18 protein-coding genes and 4 pseudogenes are annotated in these 17750 nt (G+C 37.5%); 17 read left to right on the top strand and 5 right to left on the bottom strand.

Annotation, left to right across the window (positions count from 1 at the left end):
* Positions 1–46 precede the first annotated feature (46 nt).
* Positions 47–238: pseudogene (locus A6749_RS26850) on the top strand (3-hydroxyacyl-ACP dehydratase FabZ); the annotation flags it as partial.
* A 410-nt stretch (positions 239–648) separates the two neighbouring features.
* Positions 649–1233, top strand: a complete 585-nt coding sequence (locus A6749_RS26845; protein WP_066400210.1) for an O-methyltransferase — start codon at positions 649–651, stop codon at positions 1231–1233.
* Positions 1234–1477: 244 nt separating this feature from the next.
* Here A6749_RS26845 and A6749_RS26840 read toward each other — a convergent pair.
* Positions 1478–2238, bottom strand: a pseudogene (locus A6749_RS26840) (tyrosine-type recombinase/integrase); the annotation flags it as partial.
* 309 nt (positions 2239–2547) lie between these two features.
* Here A6749_RS26840 and A6749_RS26835 point away from each other — a divergent pair.
* Entirely contained in the window at positions 2548–3429 is an 882-nt protein-coding gene (locus A6749_RS26835) for an aminoglycoside phosphotransferase family protein (RefSeq protein WP_066400202.1), read from the top strand.
* A 635-nt stretch (positions 3430–4064) separates the two neighbouring features.
* Positions 4065–4532 carry a hypothetical protein gene (locus A6749_RS26830; RefSeq protein WP_066400198.1) on the top strand — a complete coding sequence of 156 codons (468 nt, stop codon included), beginning with the start codon at positions 4065–4067 and terminating at the stop codon, positions 4530–4532.
* Positions 4533–4742: 210 nt separating this feature from the next.
* Here A6749_RS26830 and A6749_RS26825 read toward each other — a convergent pair.
* Positions 4743–5138 (bottom strand): annotated as a pseudogene (locus tag A6749_RS26825) (tyrosine-type recombinase/integrase); the annotation flags it as partial.
* Between the two features lie 355 nt (positions 5139–5493).
* Here A6749_RS26825 and A6749_RS26820 point away from each other — a divergent pair.
* The 4 genes from A6749_RS26820 (at position 5494) to A6749_RS26805 (ending at position 8133) form a co-directional block, all read left to right on the top strand.
* Positions 5494–5781, top strand: coding sequence for a hypothetical protein (locus tag A6749_RS26820; RefSeq protein WP_066401241.1), 288 nt, complete (start codon positions 5494–5496; stop codon positions 5779–5781).
* A gap of 388 nt (positions 5782–6169) precedes the next feature.
* Complete coding sequence (locus tag A6749_RS26815) at positions 6170–6625, top strand: NUDIX hydrolase (protein ID WP_066400194.1); 456 nt, start codon at positions 6170–6172, stop codon at positions 6623–6625.
* Between the two features lie 250 nt (positions 6626–6875).
* Positions 6876–7130, top strand: a complete 255-nt coding sequence (locus tag A6749_RS26810; protein WP_066400191.1) for a DUF1292 domain-containing protein — start codon at positions 6876–6878, stop codon at positions 7128–7130.
* A gap of 499 nt (positions 7131–7629) precedes the next feature.
* On the top strand, positions 7630–8133 hold the full coding sequence (locus tag A6749_RS26805) for a DinB family protein (protein WP_066400189.1): 504 nt from the start codon (positions 7630–7632) through the stop codon (positions 8131–8133).
* A gap of 264 nt (positions 8134–8397) precedes the next feature.
* Here the strand turns inward: A6749_RS26805 and A6749_RS26800 are convergent, their stop codons facing one another.
* Positions 8398–8676, bottom strand: a complete 279-nt coding sequence (locus A6749_RS26800) for an HU family DNA-binding protein (protein ID WP_066400187.1) — start codon at positions 8674–8676, stop codon at positions 8398–8400.
* A 568-nt stretch (positions 8677–9244) separates the two neighbouring features.
* The gene (locus A6749_RS26795) at positions 9245–10003 is read right to left on the bottom strand and encodes a DUF6022 family protein (protein WP_236719745.1); all 759 of its coding nucleotides are present in this window, start codon (positions 10001–10003) and stop codon (positions 9245–9247) included.
* 154 nt (positions 10004–10157) lie between these two features.
* On the opposite strand from A6749_RS26795, the gene A6749_RS26790 reads away from it, so the two are divergent.
* The 4 genes from A6749_RS26790 to A6749_RS26775 all read left to right on the top strand — a co-directional run bounded on the left by A6749_RS26790 (position 10158) and on the right by A6749_RS26775 (position 12702).
* The gene (locus A6749_RS26790; protein ID WP_066400185.1) at positions 10158–10625 is read left to right on the top strand and encodes a MarR family transcriptional regulator; all 468 of its coding nucleotides are present in this window, start codon (positions 10158–10160) and stop codon (positions 10623–10625) included.
* A 267-nt stretch (positions 10626–10892) separates the two neighbouring features.
* Positions 10893–11309: a VOC family protein gene (locus A6749_RS26785; protein WP_066400174.1), complete on the top strand. Its 417-nt coding sequence runs from the start codon at positions 10893–10895 to the stop codon at positions 11307–11309.
* Between the two features lie 454 nt (positions 11310–11763).
* The gene (locus tag A6749_RS26780) at positions 11764–12117 is read left to right on the top strand and encodes a hypothetical protein (protein ID WP_066400171.1); all 354 of its coding nucleotides are present in this window, start codon (positions 11764–11766) and stop codon (positions 12115–12117) included.
* Between the two features lie 117 nt (positions 12118–12234).
* The gene (locus tag A6749_RS26775) at positions 12235–12702 is read left to right on the top strand and encodes a DinB family protein (RefSeq protein ID WP_066400167.1); all 468 of its coding nucleotides are present in this window, start codon (positions 12235–12237) and stop codon (positions 12700–12702) included.
* Between the two features lie 116 nt (positions 12703–12818).
* Here A6749_RS26775 and A6749_RS26770 read toward each other — a convergent pair.
* A pseudogene (locus tag A6749_RS26770) lies at positions 12819–13658 on the bottom strand (tyrosine-type recombinase/integrase).
* A gap of 159 nt (positions 13659–13817) precedes the next feature.
* Between A6749_RS26770 and A6749_RS26765 the strand changes: the two are divergent.
* The 5 genes from A6749_RS26765 (at position 13818) to A6749_RS26745 (ending at position 17627) form a co-directional block, all read left to right on the top strand.
* Positions 13818–14018, top strand: a complete 201-nt coding sequence (locus A6749_RS26765) for a hypothetical protein (protein ID WP_066400163.1) — start codon at positions 13818–13820, stop codon at positions 14016–14018.
* 309 nt (positions 14019–14327) lie between these two features.
* Positions 14328–14753, top strand: a complete 426-nt coding sequence (locus tag A6749_RS26760) for a hypothetical protein (protein WP_066400161.1) — start codon at positions 14328–14330, stop codon at positions 14751–14753.
* Positions 14754–15053: 300 nt separating this feature from the next.
* Positions 15054–15557, top strand: a complete 504-nt coding sequence (locus tag A6749_RS26755; RefSeq protein ID WP_066400157.1) for a DinB family protein — start codon at positions 15054–15056, stop codon at positions 15555–15557.
* Between the two features lie 64 nt (positions 15558–15621).
* Positions 15622–16752, top strand: coding sequence for a winged helix DNA-binding domain-containing protein (locus A6749_RS26750; protein WP_066401236.1), 1131 nt, complete (start codon positions 15622–15624; stop codon positions 16750–16752).
* 491 nt (positions 16753–17243) lie between these two features.
* Positions 17244–17627, top strand: coding sequence for a hypothetical protein (locus A6749_RS26745; protein ID WP_066400146.1), 384 nt, complete (start codon positions 17244–17246; stop codon positions 17625–17627).
* The last annotated feature ends 123 nt before the right edge of the window (positions 17628–17750 follow it).

The raw sequence follows: 17750 nt of genomic DNA, 5'->3' as shown, positions 1-17750 counted from the left end.
AAAAAAATAGATTTTTTTAAATATTATTGATTCGGGAGCTTTTATGATGTTAGATACTCAAAAAATTAAGGAAGTTATTAGACATCGTTATCCATTTCTTTTAGTGGATAGAATTTTGGAATTAGAAGAAGGAAATAGAGCAGTTGGTATAAAAAATGTGAGTGTGAATGAGGATTTTTTTAACGGACACTTCCCCAATTATCCAGTTATGCCAGGCGTATTAATTGTAGAGGCATTGATCAAGAAGGAAAACCCTTGGTAGATGAGAATTTTAAAAAATAGTCGAGAATGAGTTAAAGTGCCCATTCAGAATCGGGGGGCTTTAGTGGAATAAGAACAATACATTAAAGATAAAAAGCTTGGGATGTTTTCTAAGCCGTTCTCTTTTGGAGTACCTGCACAGCAAAAAACAAGTATAAAAACAAGTATAAGAGCAGTGGATTTCGCAACTGAAATCGCACTGCTTTTATCGTTTGTGGAGCAAAGAAATACGCCACAACAAAAACTTACAGAGGTGGTCATCTAGAAGGACTAATAGCCTTCATTGTTGAATTTCTTATTAGAACAACCGGGCAGAAAACTTTAAAAGGATTTAACGAGGATACACAGAATTTTATATGTTAGTTGATAACATTGGAGGGGGATACAATGCAAAAAAATATTGAGCTACTCTTAAATGAGCTTGAGTCTTTTGGTCTAAATAACGATTTAAACATGCAAGAGGGCAGATTAAAAATGAAAAATATTACGAAAGAAACTGGGGAATTCCTTTCAATATTAATTAAAAGTAATAAAGCTAAGAGTGTTTTAGAAGTAGGTACTTCAAATGGATACTCAACTATTTGGTTGGCTCAAAACTTCTTAGATTCAGAAGGGCATGTAACCACTTTAGAATTTAATGATAATAAGGTAACGATGGCTTTAGATAATTTTAGAAGGGCAGAGTTAGAAAGTATTATTTCATTGCACCACGGAGATGCAGGAGAATTCATAAAGAACCAAGAAGACCAGATATTTGATTTTATTTTTTTAGATTCTGACCGAAAGCAATATTTAAATTGGTGGGAAGACTTAAATAGGATTCTTAAACCAAATTCTTTAATGATTGTCGATAACGTAAATTCACATCGTCAAGAAGTCGATGAGTTTATCGAGATTGTTAAAAATTCTGAGGTTCATGATTCATTGATAGTTGATGTTGGCAAAGGTCAGCTAATGATTTATAAAAAGTGATGCTTATTGGAGTAACGGGGATTCTTTAGTTCAATAGCATAGTAAGAACCCTCCTAATCGGTGGGTTGTGTTTTAGTCAAAAATCAACAACAAGTTTTAACAGAGCTATTCGAAAAGGACGGCAAATGCCGCCCTTTTTCGTATTACATTATAACGTTTTTTCGTGTCAATTTACTTAGAAATATTACTGTCATTATTCTAATTACACCTATCTTCGGAACCCGTTAAGAGTCCCTTCATAGGCGTGGCCCAAAAGACTTTGTATGACTTCAACAGGGGCTCCGTTATTCAACAAATGGGTTGCATAGCTGTGTCTGAGTTGATGAGGATAAATTTCCTTATTTATGGCCGCACGAGCTGAGATTCGTTTTATGACATATCTCATTTGGGCAATGCTCATCCTATGTGGCAGCCGTTCTGTCACAAATATGGCAGGATCCGTATCCTGGCGATCATTGATTTATCGCTTAAGCCAGATTTCGGCTCTTATATTAAAATAGACCTCACGTTCCTTGTCTCCTTTTCCCTTTACAATTGCTAAGCGATTGGACCAATTAATGCAATTACGTTCAAGTGAAACTATTTCCCCAATTCTGCATCCTGTCGAAAACATAAATTCAAACAAGGTTTTTCCATCGGGCTAACACACGCTTCACTCAGAAGTTCGATTTCTCTTTCAGTTAAGAACTTCGGTATGCGTTTTCCGACCTTGGGTTCCTCTAACATTGATGCAGGGTTATGGTGTATATGACCTTCTTCGTGGCACCAACGGAATAATGATTTCATAAACCGTATCCTATGAGCCATACTGGATGGCTTTAGGGCAGCCGCTGAATTATTTAGGTATTCCTTCAAACTTTCTGTGTTAAGAGTAGCAATTTCTGCATCCTTGAAATATAGAACAAGCAACTTTGCCTGAATGCCATAGGCTTTTATTGTATACGGTGAAAAGCCCTCAATTCGTTTGTCGGCTGCATATGTTTCCCACGCTTTTGATATTAACAACCCAATCCCTCCCATTTAAACTTCTCATTTAAGAGGAATTATTGCCTAGATTATCGAAATATAGGCTTATTAAGCTAAAGTGGCAGGATAGTTGAAGAAGGAGTTATTAACCATTTTGTAGAAACAGATATTGGTTAGGTGGGGAAAAGGAGGCAACATATAAGATTCCACCAAAAACTAAGGTGTAACATCTAATGACACGAGGGGGATACAATGTAATGCATTTAACTAGATGGAAATGTCAGGACATTTGTTCAAGACATGGCGATCGCAAATTTTACCTCACAGCAACCGAGGGGGGATATTTTGATGGGCGAGAAAATGCACGTTGACGAATTAGAAATTGACGAGCGACTCGTGCGTCGTTTGCTTGTCGATCAGTTCCCCCACTGGGCAGAACTGCCCCTGTCGCGGGTCGAGCCAGTTGGAACGGTACACGCCATTTTCCGACTTGGCGACGAATATTCAGTTCGGCTCGCACGGAGGGCAGGACCGACGACACCGGGAGGTCGTGAGCTCACATGGCTTCCAAAACTCGCACCCTTGGTTCCGCTTGAAATCCCTGTGCCTATAGCTCAGGGGAGTCCCAATAATGAATATCCATGGTTTTGGGAGGTACATACGTGGCTTCAGGGCGAGACGGTGCCGATAGAGGCGATTGACGAGGTTCAGGCAGCGCGTGATCTCGCATCGTTCGTCGCAGCGCTGCAACAAGTCGATTCATCGGGAGGGCCGTTAGGACGCGGCATTCCTTTGGCCCAACGGGATGAGGACTTCCGATACTGGTTGGCACGATTCGATGGCGACCCAGCGGTGTCTGCTGTGTGGGAGTCGGCTCTTGCTGCGCCTCGGTGGAACGGCCCTCCTGTTTGGCATCACGGCGATCTAGATGTACGTAACTGGCTTGTACGAGATAAGCGTATCAGCGGTGTGATTGATTGGGAAACAATGGGCATTGGCGATCCTGCGTGCGATGTGATGGTCGCATGGAAGTTGCATTCGCCTGTGGCACGCGATGCGTTCCGTAAGGCTCTCCCGATGGACGACGCTACATGGGCAAGGGCCCGCGGATGGGTCGTATCACAGGCAGTCGCAATCCTCGCTTACTACACGCCGCAAAACAATCCGATTTTGTACAATGAGGCGAAAGCCTGGCTAGACCTAGTGCTGAGAGACGATTGTTTTAATTGACACGCAACTGGAGGAGTGCCAACCCCCTCCTTGTTCAACACCGAAATGGAAGCTCCTTGAACATATGAGGGGCGTTAGTTTAAGAACAATTCAGTGATTTAAGAATTGAGACATATCTTAGTTATGCCATTAAAGGGCGCGATTGTTGAAGAAGCGTCGCTGTTCTTATTAAACTAACGGGTGCTTTTGTTTAGGAAGGAATTAAATATTGTTGGTTAAATAAAAAGGAATGTCTCCAAAATTGAGACATTCCTCTAGACTGTCTAGAATACAGCTTACTTTCAAGTGGCGACCTAAAAGTTTGCTCCATACTTAGGTAAATTAAATAGGCGCTTTCCAAAAGAGTAACAGGTAATTTAAGACACTCTCCCACCACCTGCACACCTTTGATTAAATGTTGTTATTATTTGATATCTTTTTTCGCTATAAGAATACGGGTAACTTTCCGATTTATCTTTCTCTTGTATTGACGAAAAAAAACCACTTTTATTCGCAATCATATAATCATCTACACATTTTGGAAAACTTTCACCGGATTATGGACAACTGTTGTGCCAGTTTACTTATTTCAACATAATTTATACGGAAACGCTTCTCAATCGAAGTATTATCAAATATTAAAAGGAGTTGTTTACATGGGAATAAGGTTTCTTGGTCTTACAACAGGTCCATTTCGTGTTCCTAGTAAAGTGAGTGGGGATCCAGTTGGGACTAATCCTGACATCGTTCTTGTGGAGGTAATGAATCCTACACACACAGATTTGGAAGCTGAATTTTTCGCTGATTTTGGTACTGAACCCGGTAGTCCTCTAACACATGTTTTTCCATCCGGTGTTATCACATTTCCTGCTGATAGTCTCATTACGCTTGCTGTGCCTGTAACTTTCGTTCCGGGGCAAGTTGTTCGTGTATCAATGACAGGTGACGTAAGAAGAAATGGGACATTACTAGAAGTAGAAGTTATTGGTATACGCTCATCAGACGATATGAATGAGCCTACTATGTTCTTCCGCCATCATGATTTATTTCCAACAAACAATATTACCAGACCAACTTTAGGTGGAGCCTCTAGCAATGGACAATGGAAGTTTATTTCAAAGTGAAGTAAAATCAAGGGGGAGATGAGATCATAATCTTATCTCCTTCCTATATATGGTCATTAAAATAGGGATGCAGGAAAAATATTAACCAAACAAAACTTCCCTCTATAATGAAGGGGGATTTATTAAATTTAATTTTTAGTTGTTAATAAATATACTTAAAGTAAAGGATGCGAGAATACAAAAGCGACGCCAACAGCGTCGCTTCTTTCTCTAGAAATACTTTTGATAAAATTCTTGCCTTACCCTTCCGCTTAGCTGGGCATATATTCGAGTAGTCTCACTCTTCTCGTGGCCCAAAAGACGTTGTATGACTTCAACAGGGGCTCCGTTATTCAACAAATGGGTTGCATAGATGTGTCTGAGTTGATGAGGATAAATTTCCTTATTTATGGCCGCACGAGCTGAGATTCGTTTTATGACATATCTCATTTGGGCAATACTCATCCTATGTGGCTGCAGTCGTTCTGTCACAAATATGGCAGGATCCGTATCCTGGCGACCATTGATGTATCGCTTAAGCCAGATTTCGGCCCTTATATTAAAAAAGACCTCACGTTCCTTGTCTCCTTTTCCCATTACAATTACTGAGGGATTAGACCAATTACTAAGAACATTAGCTAATATAACAACTTTGGAAGAATTAAAGGCTCCAGTATCCGAATTGTTTTTTGAGAATTGTAAAAGCATAGAGGATTTTTCTCCTATCCAGAATCTAAAGGAACTTGAAGATCTCAAAATAATAGCCTGTGGTGATATACCATCCCTTAGCTTTGTCAAAAAATTAACCAAACTCAAGAGTCTCGTGTTTCCTGAAACGAATATCATAGATGAAAATTTAACAGTTTGTGACGGAATTGAGTATGTGTATTATACTAAACAGAAACTCAAAACTAAACAGATTTCTGGTGGAAAAAGGAATCTTCAGGAATTAACTAAACCTACAAATGAATGGACAAAGAGAATGACTGATGGTGATGATATTTTTAATCTCGAAAATATTGAAGCTACTATCAAGGTTCTTGATTCTTACATTAAAAACCTAATAAAACTTGGAGTTAAGCCGAAAAAGAAAGAAATAATGAAATTTGTTAAAGAGGTTGTAATCAGTTTAAATGAAATAAATGACAAATATGATTATTTTATTGAGACAATGGAGAGAGAAGAACTGTGTGAATATTTTATTGAAGCAGCAAATATAGCTGGCTTAGTATCCGATGAAGACATTACCGAAGAATGGAGAGAGTGGTAAAAGAAACTGCTTATTCAACTAACGGGTGCGTTAGTAGAGGAAGGGACCATCTTTTGAAGGAATTACATAAATCAAAAAGGTGATTCTTATGGTTCGAAGAAAATTATAAGCAAAAAATAAAACAAAAAAGAGTGCTTGAAAAAATTAAAAATAAAGAAAGTTTATTGATTGTCACTATTCTTTTATTAATAATCATTTTAGTCATTCTTTTTAATGGTATTTTTTTTCAATCTTACGAGATAATTCGTTAAGATTGAAAATCAACTAATGAAGTGCGTTTCTGTTATATTCAGGAACGATTTTCACTAACGGGGCAGGTTAGTGAAAGAAAGCTAAACAGGTATAATAGAGATAAATTAATTTGAAGAGGGAATTGGGGAGAACTCAGATGTCGCAAGATGGAATTGTTTTAGTAGCAAGTGTGTCAATCTTTAATGACGATAAAGTCTTAATTATAAAAGAGAATAAACCTACTGCAATTGATAAGTGGAACTTTCCAAGTGGTCATGTCGAAAACGGTGAGGACATTCTCTATTCGGCTCAGAGGGAAGTTAAAGAGGAAACAGGGTTTGATGTAAAACTAATTGGTACCACTGGTGTATATAATTTTGTTAGTAATACAAACAATCAAGTTATTTTATTTCATTTTGTTGGTGAGGTTACAGGAGGTTCTCTAAATCTCGAAGAAGATGTAATTTCTGACAGCAAGTGGATAAAAGTAAATGAACTTGTAACATTTGAAAACAAAGACTTACGAGAACCTTGTGTAATAAAGCAAATAATTAATAACTTATTACAAAAGAAAATACACCCAATTAGCGTGTATAATGAGCAACTAATTTAAATCGCCCTTGTTCAACTAACGGGTGCAATTCTTCAAGAAGGAGAATAGCTCTTTTTTATTGAACTAAAAGGCAGGTTAGTGGTAGTTTGAAACCTCAGATAATTTTGTTATATATTAATAATAGTATGTTTAATGTTTAAATATGGATTTCCTGCATGAATAAAGTTTTCTTTGGAAATAAAATGATTATGAATCCTTCTAAACGATAATTTGTGCAAGAAAATTTTTCAAAAAGGAGAGGGGCTATCTCATGGAAAACATTGAAGTAGGCGAAATTTTTACAAATGACCAGGGCGAGGAAATTGAAGTGCTGGCAGTGGTAAATATGGAAGGGACAGAATACGTTGCAGTCGGATTTGTGGAGGATCTTCAAGAAGAAATCGAGGAAGACATTGATATTTTCTTTTTAAAGGTCAACCAGGATGGAGACTTCACAGCCATTGAAAGCGACGAGGAATTCGACAGAGTTTCTTCAGCTTTTGATGAAATAATGCAAGAAGACTAATACTTTACAGGACAAAAAAAGGAATATGAAAACCTTGCTCATGCAGGGTTTTTTGTTGTTCAGCAATCGCAATCGTGCACCATTCTTTAATAACAAGGCTTCTGGGACTAACAGTTATAGAGACAACGCCCCGTTTTACTATAAGAAATTCTCATAAGTGTTTTAAATTAACAAGGATAGGATTTTTAAAATGCATTGGGTATACCTTGTTTTTATAATTGTGATGACAGGAATGGGACTTTGGGGATGGTTAGCTAGAGAGAAATGGTTAGAGGAACAATAACAGAGACTTTATGGTGCTTACCTTCAAGAAGGAAAAGTGCCTTTTTTGTTGAGGTTATTGTACTAACGGAGCAGGTTAGTACACCAAGATAGCTAATAATAACTTCAATTAATATTATTGTTTTAGAAATTAATTAGTGGTTTTTTGTTAAATGAGCAGGCATCTTTTTGAAAGTGTAGAATATATTTGTTAAGTATTTAAGTGAGGAGGATGAATATGTTTCAAACTTTAGATGGTTTCTTTAAATTATGGAATTTTGAAGCAGACGCTACTCAGAAAATCCTTAATCAACTTACTGATGAATCATTACCTCAAGAAGTAACACCTCAAAATTGGACTTTAGGTCGGATTGCTTGGCATACGGTAACAGCAATTGGCGTTGTGACATCTAGAACAGACCTTTCTTTTGATTCTCCTAATCAAGATTATACAGTTCCAACTTCAGCAAAGTCCATCTCTGACAGCTATCAACAAGCAAGTAATGGTTTGGTTGAAGCAGTAAAAAATCAATGGACTGACAACAGTCTTAGAGAAGTACAGGATATGTTTGGGCAAAAAATGTCAAAGGGAGAGATTTTATCTTTTTTAATTCAACATCAAATTCACCATCGAGGACAAATGACAATTCTTATGCGTCAAGCAGGTTTAACAGTCCCAGGTCTTTATGGTCCATCAAAAGAGGAATGGGCAATGATAGGTATGGAAGCCCCTAAAATGTAATTTCAATTATTGAGCGTCGAGTAATATAAACAAGCAGTACAAACAAGGCTTTATTTGAAAAAAGTATCGTAATTTAACGGTGTTATTGTATGAGTTTGTGAAAGAGTGTACTTAAGCTAACAGGTGCATTAGTTGAAAACTATAATATATTATTGGCTGAATTATTAGAGTCTTCTTTGCCCCTTATCAACAATGGAATTTAGCAGATCAAAATAAAAAAGTGATGATTGAAACCATCACTTTTTGTTATGTAGTAAGAGTAAGTTATTTACCAGCTACAGCATCCTTTAATTGCTTTCCAGGCTTAAATGCAGGTACTTTCCCGCCCTGGATTTCAATTTCTTCTCCAGTTTGTGGGTTACGTCCCTTACGAGCAGCACGTTCACGAACTTCAAAGTTACCGAAACCAATTAATTGAACTTTATCTCCATTTTTTAATGCTTCCAATATAGAATTAAAAACAGCATCAACAGCTTTACCAGCATCTTTTTGGGTAAGTTCGGAAGTTTGAGCCACTTGACTTACAAGTTCTGTTTTATTCATTGCATAACACTCCTTAAAAATAACATTGAACCCTTATGGGCGTACCTAAGTTTTACCATATCGTACCTAAGTTCGCAACTATTAAATTAGGTAGCAAGATAAAAGGATCTTTGAGTAGATTCATTGTTGTTTAACATCCGAACGATTTCATGTGGCTTTGAAATAAAGTCGCGATGTTTATAAAAAAGTTTGATTAAAAGTTTTGTATTGATATGTAGGATTTTTTTATTCCGCAATCGGGCCAGATTGTTGAAGATAACGTGTTTAAGTTGTGGACTTTTACTAAAAAAGAATTGACAGGGATTAAAGCTTTTTGGGTAAAGTGTACGTCAATATAAAATATAAGCGAACCCCTAAGATACCCATGCGTCAAGGAGTAGATGATATCGAGGGGGTTAGCTACAATTTTGGTAGAAACAGTAACCGTAACTGTGTGATCAACTGCAATCTACTTACTGAAATGATTTTCGCAGTTTTCCTACGAGCAAGAATCTGCTAAGCGCTCGTTTTTAATTCCCATGGTCCTTCACCATAGAAGGCACGTAACTACAGTGCTTACTTTTAATTTCTACTCTCTTCCGAAAACAGGACGTTTAAAGAACGCAACTAGACGTCCCTGATAAGGAACAACTGACGTTAGTTCCCAGTTATTGCGTCCCCAAAGAGAAAGAGCATGATCAAGCATCCCTTCGCTCATTTCGGGGTTATCGATTTCAAGATAATCTCCCAATCCGACCTCAACACTGTATTCCCAACATTGCTCCTTTTGTTCGTCATTGTCGATTTTTTCTGTTAAAAATGTACCAGTGAATTCGTTATATTTGGTGATGCGGGTGGAAGCACGGGAAAGCGCCTCGACAATCTCGCTTTTTTCCGTTTGCTCAAGTGCTATGATATCGGGTGAACGGGGTATATGAAACTGCGTATGATCGTGAAAGACACGGGTGACCAAGCTGCCTATTGAAGTGCCATCGGCTTGTTTGCAAGTATGCCACATGCACCGTTCCCGTTCTTCCGGCGGCCCCCAATACTCCACGGAAGATGCTAAATGATCAGACTCCAAGACAAACCCTTCACGCTCAATTTCTTCGATCAAAGGCCCGAACAACTTACGTCCGAAGATTCCATAGGCAAATTCCCCTGACTTATCAAATGCATCCTGAAACTCCGATTGATATTCTTGCAATACGGATTTCCAATTATTCCGAGTATATTGCTTCATGTAATTTGCAAGCGTATGAATAGTAATCCCTTTATTTTGCGAAAGAACTTCTTTCAGTGAATTCATTGAAAAAACACCTCTCAATTTATTTTCTCTCCCACTCATATAAGACATCCGAGTCTAACGATTGCTAATAATGTGCATATGCATTGAACTATTACTGTAGTTTTTGAATATATTATGGTTAGTAAGAACCTTATCTCGTTTTCTAAATATCTTATCTCGTGAGATATATTATTTATATGCGGAGGTTTTCAAAATGTTAAAAAAAAATTCATCCAGGGAACAATTATTAGAATTATTTAATGAGGAATTGAGGAACTTCAGCACGGAAACCATCATGTTCCATCAAAACGTGGCTGAAAGACTGGGCTTGAATTCGACAGATCACAAATGTTTGGATATTATCTTGCGGAACTATCCGATGACTGCTGGCAAGCTGGCCGAAATGACTGGATTTACGACAGGAACTGTTACTGGCGTGATTGACAGGCTTGAAAAAGCTAGTTATGTGTATAGGGATAAAGATCCGAATGACCGCAGAAGGGTCATCATTAATGTACATCTTCAAAAAGTGGAGAAAGAGATTCTCCCTCTCTTCGCTTCTTTTAGCCAATCTATGAGAGAATTATTCGAAAAATATAATGAACAGGAGATTAAATTTCTGTTTGAATTTGTAGCCCGCTGTCGAGCTATACTTCACGAAGAGTCAAAGAAAGTAAGATAAAGTGGAAATCATTCAAGCGGTATTCTTACAGTTGAAGTTAGAGTAGCCATGCCGTGCATTTGGAAAGACATGTACGGTAATCTGAATAGCTAAAACGATCTGCCACAATCGGAGTAATTCTGTAGCAAGAATTACACTCTTTCTTTATGTTAAAGGCCATTTTCTTGAATAAGAGAAGGTATTATTCGTAAGTAAATCGAAGTTAATCAGAAGATGTTATTTGGTTTAGTATCGGGACGTATTATCCATATTAAGGAGGAAATCGATATGAGCAACATACAGACATTACGAGGACTCACCACAGTCAGTTTTTGGACAGATGATCTAGCAGCGGCAAAGGAGTGGTACGCTGAGCTATTGGGCATCGAACCATATTTTGAGCGTCCTGGATATGCCGAGTTTCGCCTCGGCGACTACCAGCACGAGTTGGGCTTGATTGATAGCCGGTACGCGCCCAATGGTTCAGCGACCGGTCCGGCCGGTGCCGTAGTATACTGGCACGTGGACGATGTAGCAGTAACTTTCAAGAAGCTTCTGTCTATGGGAGCGAAAGAGTACGAGGCACCCAAAGAGCGTGGTGAGGGGTTCATCACTGCTTCCGTGGTCGATCCCTTTGGGAACATCTTAGGCATTATGTTCAATCAGCACTATTTGGAGGTTCTGGGCTCGACAAGAAATGCGTGACCCCCGCCGTCGTCATTCACCGTTCACCGAGGCTTGGCAAGTTGCACTGTGGGCGGAGCAATTATCTGTGCAGTGCAGCCTGTCTTGATTTATGTTATGTTTACCTCAACTGTTCGGTATTCAACTACTATTCTAGAGACAAATAGCACAAGAAAAGTGAAAAGGGCTTCGAGAGGTAATATTAGTAAAGGCCTATTCCAGAATAGGGCGCTTTTCTTTAGTAGAAGGCGTCTTTTTGATATGCCCCTACACATTAGGGGATTAGATTTTGTTAAAGTAAAAAAGAATGTGAAGATTTTCACTTAAACTATTGGGGGCATTAGTTAAAGATGGAGCTGCGACAGGCAGCTCCTCGTTCTAATTGAACTATTGTGGCAGGATAGTTCAATAAAACTAAATTTTGGAGGGGGAGTCGAATTTAATTTTATACGATATTGGATAGGGTGATTGAAACGTGTTAAAGGCAACAAACTTGAAGAAAGCTGTTTTCAAAATTTTAGTTTTTCTTATCATTTGTTTTGCATATGTATACCAAAAGCCAATATTGACAACTGGGGAAGCTACAGATTATGCAGTTTTGTGTTTGAACGTTCCACCAAAAGAATTGGGAATAAAAGCCGTTGATATTAATTTTGCTGACATAACACTGGAGAAATTGTCTATTGATAAAAAGAGTGGCTTTTTTAATAAATTCACTAATAAACGCGAGTCGAGTGTAACACTGAAAACTAAAAATGGAGAAGAACCAACCATTAGGATGGACGCGTATAATGGAAAATGCCTTGAAGTGACTAGTCCATTAAATTAACAGATTGTCCAGCTGTTTATTGAACTAACGGGTAGTTTAGTTGAACAAAACTCGGTAAAGGATAATTACGATTAATCTAGAATTTATAACTCAATGATATATTTTAGGAGGAACCAAATGGACGCATTGATTGACGAGTACAGTCGAGGCTATGAGATGTTAAGGGAATCCATTAATGAATTGTCTGAGGAAGAGATTAGGTTCAAACCAGGAAAGGATAAATGGAGTATACATCAGATAATTATACATATTACAGATTCTGAGTTAGTGTCTACCCATAGAATGAAAAAAGTTTTGTCCGAACCTGAACCACTTTTAACATCCACTGACCAGGATGCTTGGGCAAATTCATTGGAATATGAACAATTAGACCGTGAGGAATACTTTCTACTGTTTAAATTACTTCGCTCAAGTATGCTACCTATTCTCCGTAATTTGAGAACCGAACAATTTGAAAGAGGTGGAGTGTATGCGGATGCTGGACGATTCACATTCAAAGAATTATTAGAATACCGTGTCATACATATTCGAGGACATCTCGACCAAATTGAAAGAATAAAAAAGTCTTTAGGGAGAGCCACCTAAAAAGTTTCATAACGGGTTCTTTGATTCAAGCAGGAATAAGGCACTTTTTGTGAAAGCCTTATTCAACAAACGGGTGCGAGAATACAAAAGCGACGCCAACAGCGTCGCTTCTTTCTCTAGAAATACTTTTGATAAAGTTCTTGCCTTACCCTTCCGCTTAGCTGGGCATATATTCGAGTAGTCTCACTCTTCTCGTGGCCCAAAAGACTTTATATGACTTCAACAGGGGCTCCGTAATTCAACAAATGGGTTGCATAGCTGTGTCTGAGTTGATGAGGATAAATTTCCTTATTTATGGCCGCACGAGCTGAGATTCGTTTTATGACATATCTCATTTGGGCAATGCTCATCCTATGTGGCAGACGTTCTGTAACAAATATGGCAGGATCCGTATCCTGGCGATCATTGATATATTGATTAAGCCAGATTTCGGCTCTTATATTAAAATAGACCTCACGTTCCTTGTCTCCTTTTCCCTTTACAATTGCTGAGCGATTGGACCAATTAATGCAATTACGTTCAAGTGAAACTATTTCCCCAATTCTGCATCCTGTCGAAAACATAAATTCAAACAAGGCTTTTTCCATCGGGCTAACACACGCTTCACGCAGAAGTTCGATTTCTCTTTCAGTTAAGAATTTCGGTATGCGTTTTCCGACCTTGGGCTCCTTTAACTTTGATGCAGGGTTATGGTGTATATGACCTTCTTCGTGGCACCAACGGAATAAGGATTTCATAAACCGTATCCTATGAGCCATACTGGATGGCTTTAGGGCTGCCGATGAATTATTTAGGTATTCCTTCAAATTTTCTGAGTTAAGAGTGGCAATTTCTGCATCCTTGAAATACAGAACAAGCAACTTTGCCTGAATGCCATAGGCTTTTATTGTATACGGTGAAAAGCCCTCAATTCGTTTGTCGGCCGCATATGTTTCCCACGCTTTTGATATTAACAACCTAATCCCTCCCATTTAAACTTCTCATTTAAGGGAATTATTGCATAGATTATCGAAATATAGACTTATTAAGCTAAAGGGGCAGATTAGTTGAAGTAGGAATACAGGTTTTTTTATGGAATTATTGTCCTTAGAGACTGTTTTTAAGGAGCTGGCTAGATGGATAATTTAAGTGAAATAAACATTGGTTATTTTATGGAACAAATTTTGACCGATGTAAATACTGAAGAAAATTTGTCCTTGGATATTATTTTGGATAAAGGTTGGATAATTGTCGAATGCCCATGGAGAATTCGGAAAGATAAAGAAATTGTATTAGTTGAAACAGATTGTTTCCGAATCGAAAAAATTTTCACATAAAAAAATGTAAAAAACTACTCGTTTCTAAGAAGGTTTTAAACATAAATTTTTATGAACAGCTAATATTTATTATCGAATTTGAAGATAATCTTACATTGGAATTATTTCACGCTATTAGCTACTTTGAGGGATGGACATTACGTGGGGACGATGGATTTGACGTATTTACATTACCCGGAAGGAAAGTTTGTTATTAGGATAATAAGTGTTTTCCTTAAAGATTTGGCTGTTAAAAATAAATTCTTTATCTTAATCGACTACAGTTTAGTTAGCAAAATGAATTATAGAAAATAAAAAGCACTGAATAAAATGCCAAAATACATATCAGAAAATTGTTTTGAGTATATCGAATGGCAATCTGTTTATATAGAAAAATTCAAAAACGAAAACAATAATCTTTACTTAACATTTAAGAATCTAGAGATTACAAATGAACACCCTCTAAACCCGTTTGAAACCGAATGGGAAACCGATGAAGCAGTAGTAGTTTTTTATGACTTCGAGGTACTAGATTCTGGATATTATGATTGTTCACAAGTTCAAAAGCAAGTTAAAAGCTATGATAAATGCCCATATGTTCCAATTTCACTTTTACATTTAATAAATGACTTTACCATTGTTACTGAAAATATAAAAAGAAAAATAAATCCTTTTTCATACAGACTTTTGAAGGTTTTCCTTGGCAATATGGTGAAGACAATTGGGGATACTTTAAGCTTAAATATAAACGAATAGAAATGATGTGGGATTCTTTTTACAACCAAGATGATAATAATGTTCGTTATTGAGCAAAACTATGCTTTACTGGTACGACATTGCCCTTTCCTTCTTCAAGTAACTGGGCAGTTTAGTTGAACAATCGTCATTAGGTTTTTTCCACATTCGGGCAGCTTTTGGAAGATAGTGAATGTTTTAAGTTAATAGAGGGTTTTTTAATCAATAACAGAATATTTATAGATGTAGTTCTTTGGAAATTTGCAATCAGTTATGTAGCATAATCTAATCATTAAAGTGGGAATGGGAGGAGAAATGGTCATGGATCATTCTGTATTAAAAATGTATGACTACCACATATGGGCAAATGAAGTTATTTTAAATCGCTTAATAGAACTACCGCAAGAAATTTTCCATAAGGAAGTTAAGAGTGGTTTTTCTTCGGTGGCAAAAGTAATGTCTCATATATACCTCACAGATTTAGCCTGGCTTGAGATTATTTCTGGTAAAAGCATGAGTGATGCAATGGCACACACACATCAATTGAGAGAACAGATGGAAACAAAAAATATTGAGGAAATGAAAGTTAGTTTTTATGAATTATCTAAACGATACAAAGAACATTTAAGTGGTCAAAAAGATTATGAAAAAGTGATTGAGGTTGATAATCCATATGCTGGGCTCCTGGAAACGACAGTTTCTGAAACAATACTACACGTCGTCACACACGGATCATATCACCGTGGGAATATAGCTACCATGTTGCGGCAAATGGGTCATACATCTGTTATGCAAGATTTCGGACTATTTCTATATTCAAAATGAAGAAAATTTTTGTAGGACGTGCTCGTAATCAATCATTAACTATGGAGGATATGAATGATAAGTGATGAAATCAAATCATAATCACGAAAGCCAAAACAGAGTAATGAGTCCACGTGCTCTAAACCGAACACTTTTAGCCCGGCAGCTTCTTATAAAACGATCCAACATGTCTATTCCTGAGGCCCTTGAGCATCTGATCGGAATACAGTCTCAAACACCCAATTCACCTTATGTAAGTTTATGGACCAGAGTAGATAACTTCAAACATGAAACATTATCTCAGTTATTGTTGAATCGCGATGCTGTACGCATTGCACTTATGCGTTCCACTATCTTTCTTGTTACCAAGCGTGATTGTTTGGCGCTTCGTCCCTTAATTCAGCCCGTTTTGGATAGGACTTTGAAAGCTAATTTTGGGCGACGACTAACGGATGTAGATAATAATGAGCTTGCAAAAATCAGTAGAGATCTTGTAGAAAGTCAACCATGTACATTAGAGGAGCTCGGCAAACTGCTGAAGGAGAAATGGGAAGATACAGATCCTTCTGCTCTCGCTGCGGCGGCACGTAACCTGGTACCATTAGTCCAGACTCCTCCCCGAGGAATTTGGGGCGCCAAAGGTAAGGCCATCCATACTTCAGCTGAGAATTGGCTGTGTCAATCACTTGTTACCAATTATAATCTAGAATCACTAATTCTACGCTACTTAAATGCTTTCGGACCAGCGACGATTTCAGATATACAGACTTGGTCCGGCCTAACCAAAATTCGTAAGGTGATTGAGGGGCTAAGACTTCAATTAAATACTTTTTTTGACGAGGATGGAAATGAGTTGTTTGATGTTTCCCATGCAGAATTTCCGGATATTGATACTCCGGTACCAGTTCGTTTTTTGGCTGAATTTGACAATATCCTTCTTTCTCATAAAAATCGTTCAAGGATTCTAGCTGATGAATATCGAAGTCGAGTTTTTACAGTGAATGGTATCATTAAAGCAACATTTCTTATAGACGGTTATGTCCAGGGGCTTTGGAGAATTGAGCAGAAAAGAAAATCCACAACACTCATTATCGAACCTTTTAAATCATTGTTGCAGGTCGATAAAGACGAACTTGCTATTGAGGGAGCTAAATTAATGGATTTTGCTGTTGCGGATTCCGATTTTAAGAATATCCAATTTTGGGACCCAATCTAATAAACAACCATATCTCATCCCTTAAAAAGATTGGTATTAACAAAGATCACATCTATTTGTCACTTAAGGTTCTGATGAGATGTGGATTCAGTGTTACAGGTGAATGCAGCGGTTTTTCCAATGCATGTAGAAAAGATGTAGAAGAATTTGTTTTTTCACTCTGAGCTAGGCAAGTAGTATGACGTGAGCTTATTCTGTTTTAGGGGGCTATTCTGTAATATATGTGCAGCATCACTTCTGCATAACGATCATCCATTATCGGGCGCTTTTCTTTGGTAAGAAGGCGTCTTTTCGATATGCTCCTACACATTAAGGGATTAGATTTTGTTAAGGTGAAAAAGTTGTGAACATTTTACTTAAACTATCGGGTTGCGATGCTTCAATAACGAAGGATCACTTTTTCTTATTAAAGTAGCGGTAGGGTAGTTCAAGAAGGATTGTGTAGATAAATTGTAGAACTCTATAAAATAAACCAATTATAGGGGATAAAAGTGAAAATAACAATACTGAAATGTGTAAAGCAGGTAGCAGGCGGATTTATAGTGGTTTTTTACTCTCAATACGGTACAGCGGAAGGCAGATGGGTAGGCACTGAACCAAATTTGAATGGTGAATATCATATAGAAATTGATATTCCTGGTATTTGTGAATGGGGCAAACAGGTTATACCCATTAATGATAAAATAAGCCAGATAAAAAGTAACCAAAATCGGATATACTTATCTGGGAAATTGGAGTCCGTTGATGAAAGGTATGCTGTGCTTAGAATTGGAGATAGTATTGTTGCTTTTGAATTGATTGGCGAAGAATATACAACTGGTACGTATGTAAGAGTTGAAACAGACAGTATTACTCTTTATGATATTAATCTTTAGTATTTCTTCTTAAACAAACAGGGGTGTTTATCCAAGAAGGATTAACGCTTCTTTTTATTGACCTTTTATTGAAGTAACGGGGTAGTAGAGTTTAATAAGATGTGAAATGCTTGGAGGTGTAGG

The sequence above is a fragment of the Neobacillus mesonae genome, from assembly GCF_001636315.1.
In the GTDB taxonomy this organism is placed as follows: domain Bacteria; phylum Bacillota; class Bacilli; order Bacillales; family Cytobacillaceae; genus Neobacillus; species Neobacillus mesonae.
This window is presented reverse-complemented; position numbering and strand designations above follow the sequence as displayed.

Excerpts from the sequence above, each read along its gene's own strand:
- A6749_RS26845 (WP_066400210.1), top strand. The coding sequence starts at position 649 with ATGCAAAAAAATATTGAGCTACTCTTAAATGAGCTTGAGTCTTTTGGT.
- A6749_RS26835 (WP_066400202.1), top strand. The coding sequence starts at position 2,548 with ATGGGCGAGAAAATGCACGTTGACGAATTAGAAATTGACGAGCGACTC.
- A6749_RS26830 (WP_066400198.1), top strand. The coding sequence starts at position 4,065 with ATGGGAATAAGGTTTCTTGGTCTTACAACAGGTCCATTTCGTGTTCCT.
- A6749_RS26820 (WP_066401241.1), top strand. The coding sequence starts at position 5,494 with ATGACTGATGGTGATGATATTTTTAATCTCGAAAATATTGAAGCTACT.
- A6749_RS26815 (WP_066400194.1), top strand. The coding sequence starts at position 6,170 with ATGTCGCAAGATGGAATTGTTTTAGTAGCAAGTGTGTCAATCTTTAAT.
- A6749_RS26810 (WP_066400191.1), top strand. The coding sequence starts at position 6,876 with ATGGAAAACATTGAAGTAGGCGAAATTTTTACAAATGACCAGGGCGAG.
- A6749_RS26805 (WP_066400189.1), top strand. The coding sequence starts at position 7,630 with ATGTTTCAAACTTTAGATGGTTTCTTTAAATTATGGAATTTTGAAGCA.
- A6749_RS26800 (WP_066400187.1), bottom strand. The coding sequence starts at position 8,676 with ATGAATAAAACAGAACTTGTAAGTCAAGTGGCTCAAACTTCCGAACTT.
- A6749_RS26795 (WP_236719745.1), bottom strand. The coding sequence starts at position 10,003 with ATGAGTGGGAGAGAAAATAAATTGAGAGGTGTTTTTTCAATGAATTCA.
- A6749_RS26790 (WP_066400185.1), top strand. The coding sequence starts at position 10,158 with ATGTTAAAAAAAAATTCATCCAGGGAACAATTATTAGAATTATTTAAT.
- A6749_RS26785 (WP_066400174.1), top strand. The coding sequence starts at position 10,893 with ATGAGCAACATACAGACATTACGAGGACTCACCACAGTCAGTTTTTGG.
- A6749_RS26775 (WP_066400167.1), top strand. The coding sequence starts at position 12,235 with ATGGACGCATTGATTGACGAGTACAGTCGAGGCTATGAGATGTTAAGG.
- A6749_RS26765 (WP_066400163.1), top strand. The coding sequence starts at position 13,818 with ATGGATAATTTAAGTGAAATAAACATTGGTTATTTTATGGAACAAATT.
- A6749_RS26760 (WP_066400161.1), top strand. The coding sequence starts at position 14,328 with ATGCCAAAATACATATCAGAAAATTGTTTTGAGTATATCGAATGGCAA.
- A6749_RS26755 (WP_066400157.1), top strand. The coding sequence starts at position 15,054 with ATGGATCATTCTGTATTAAAAATGTATGACTACCACATATGGGCAAAT.
- A6749_RS26750 (WP_066401236.1), top strand. The coding sequence starts at position 15,622 with ATGAAATCAAATCATAATCACGAAAGCCAAAACAGAGTAATGAGTCCA.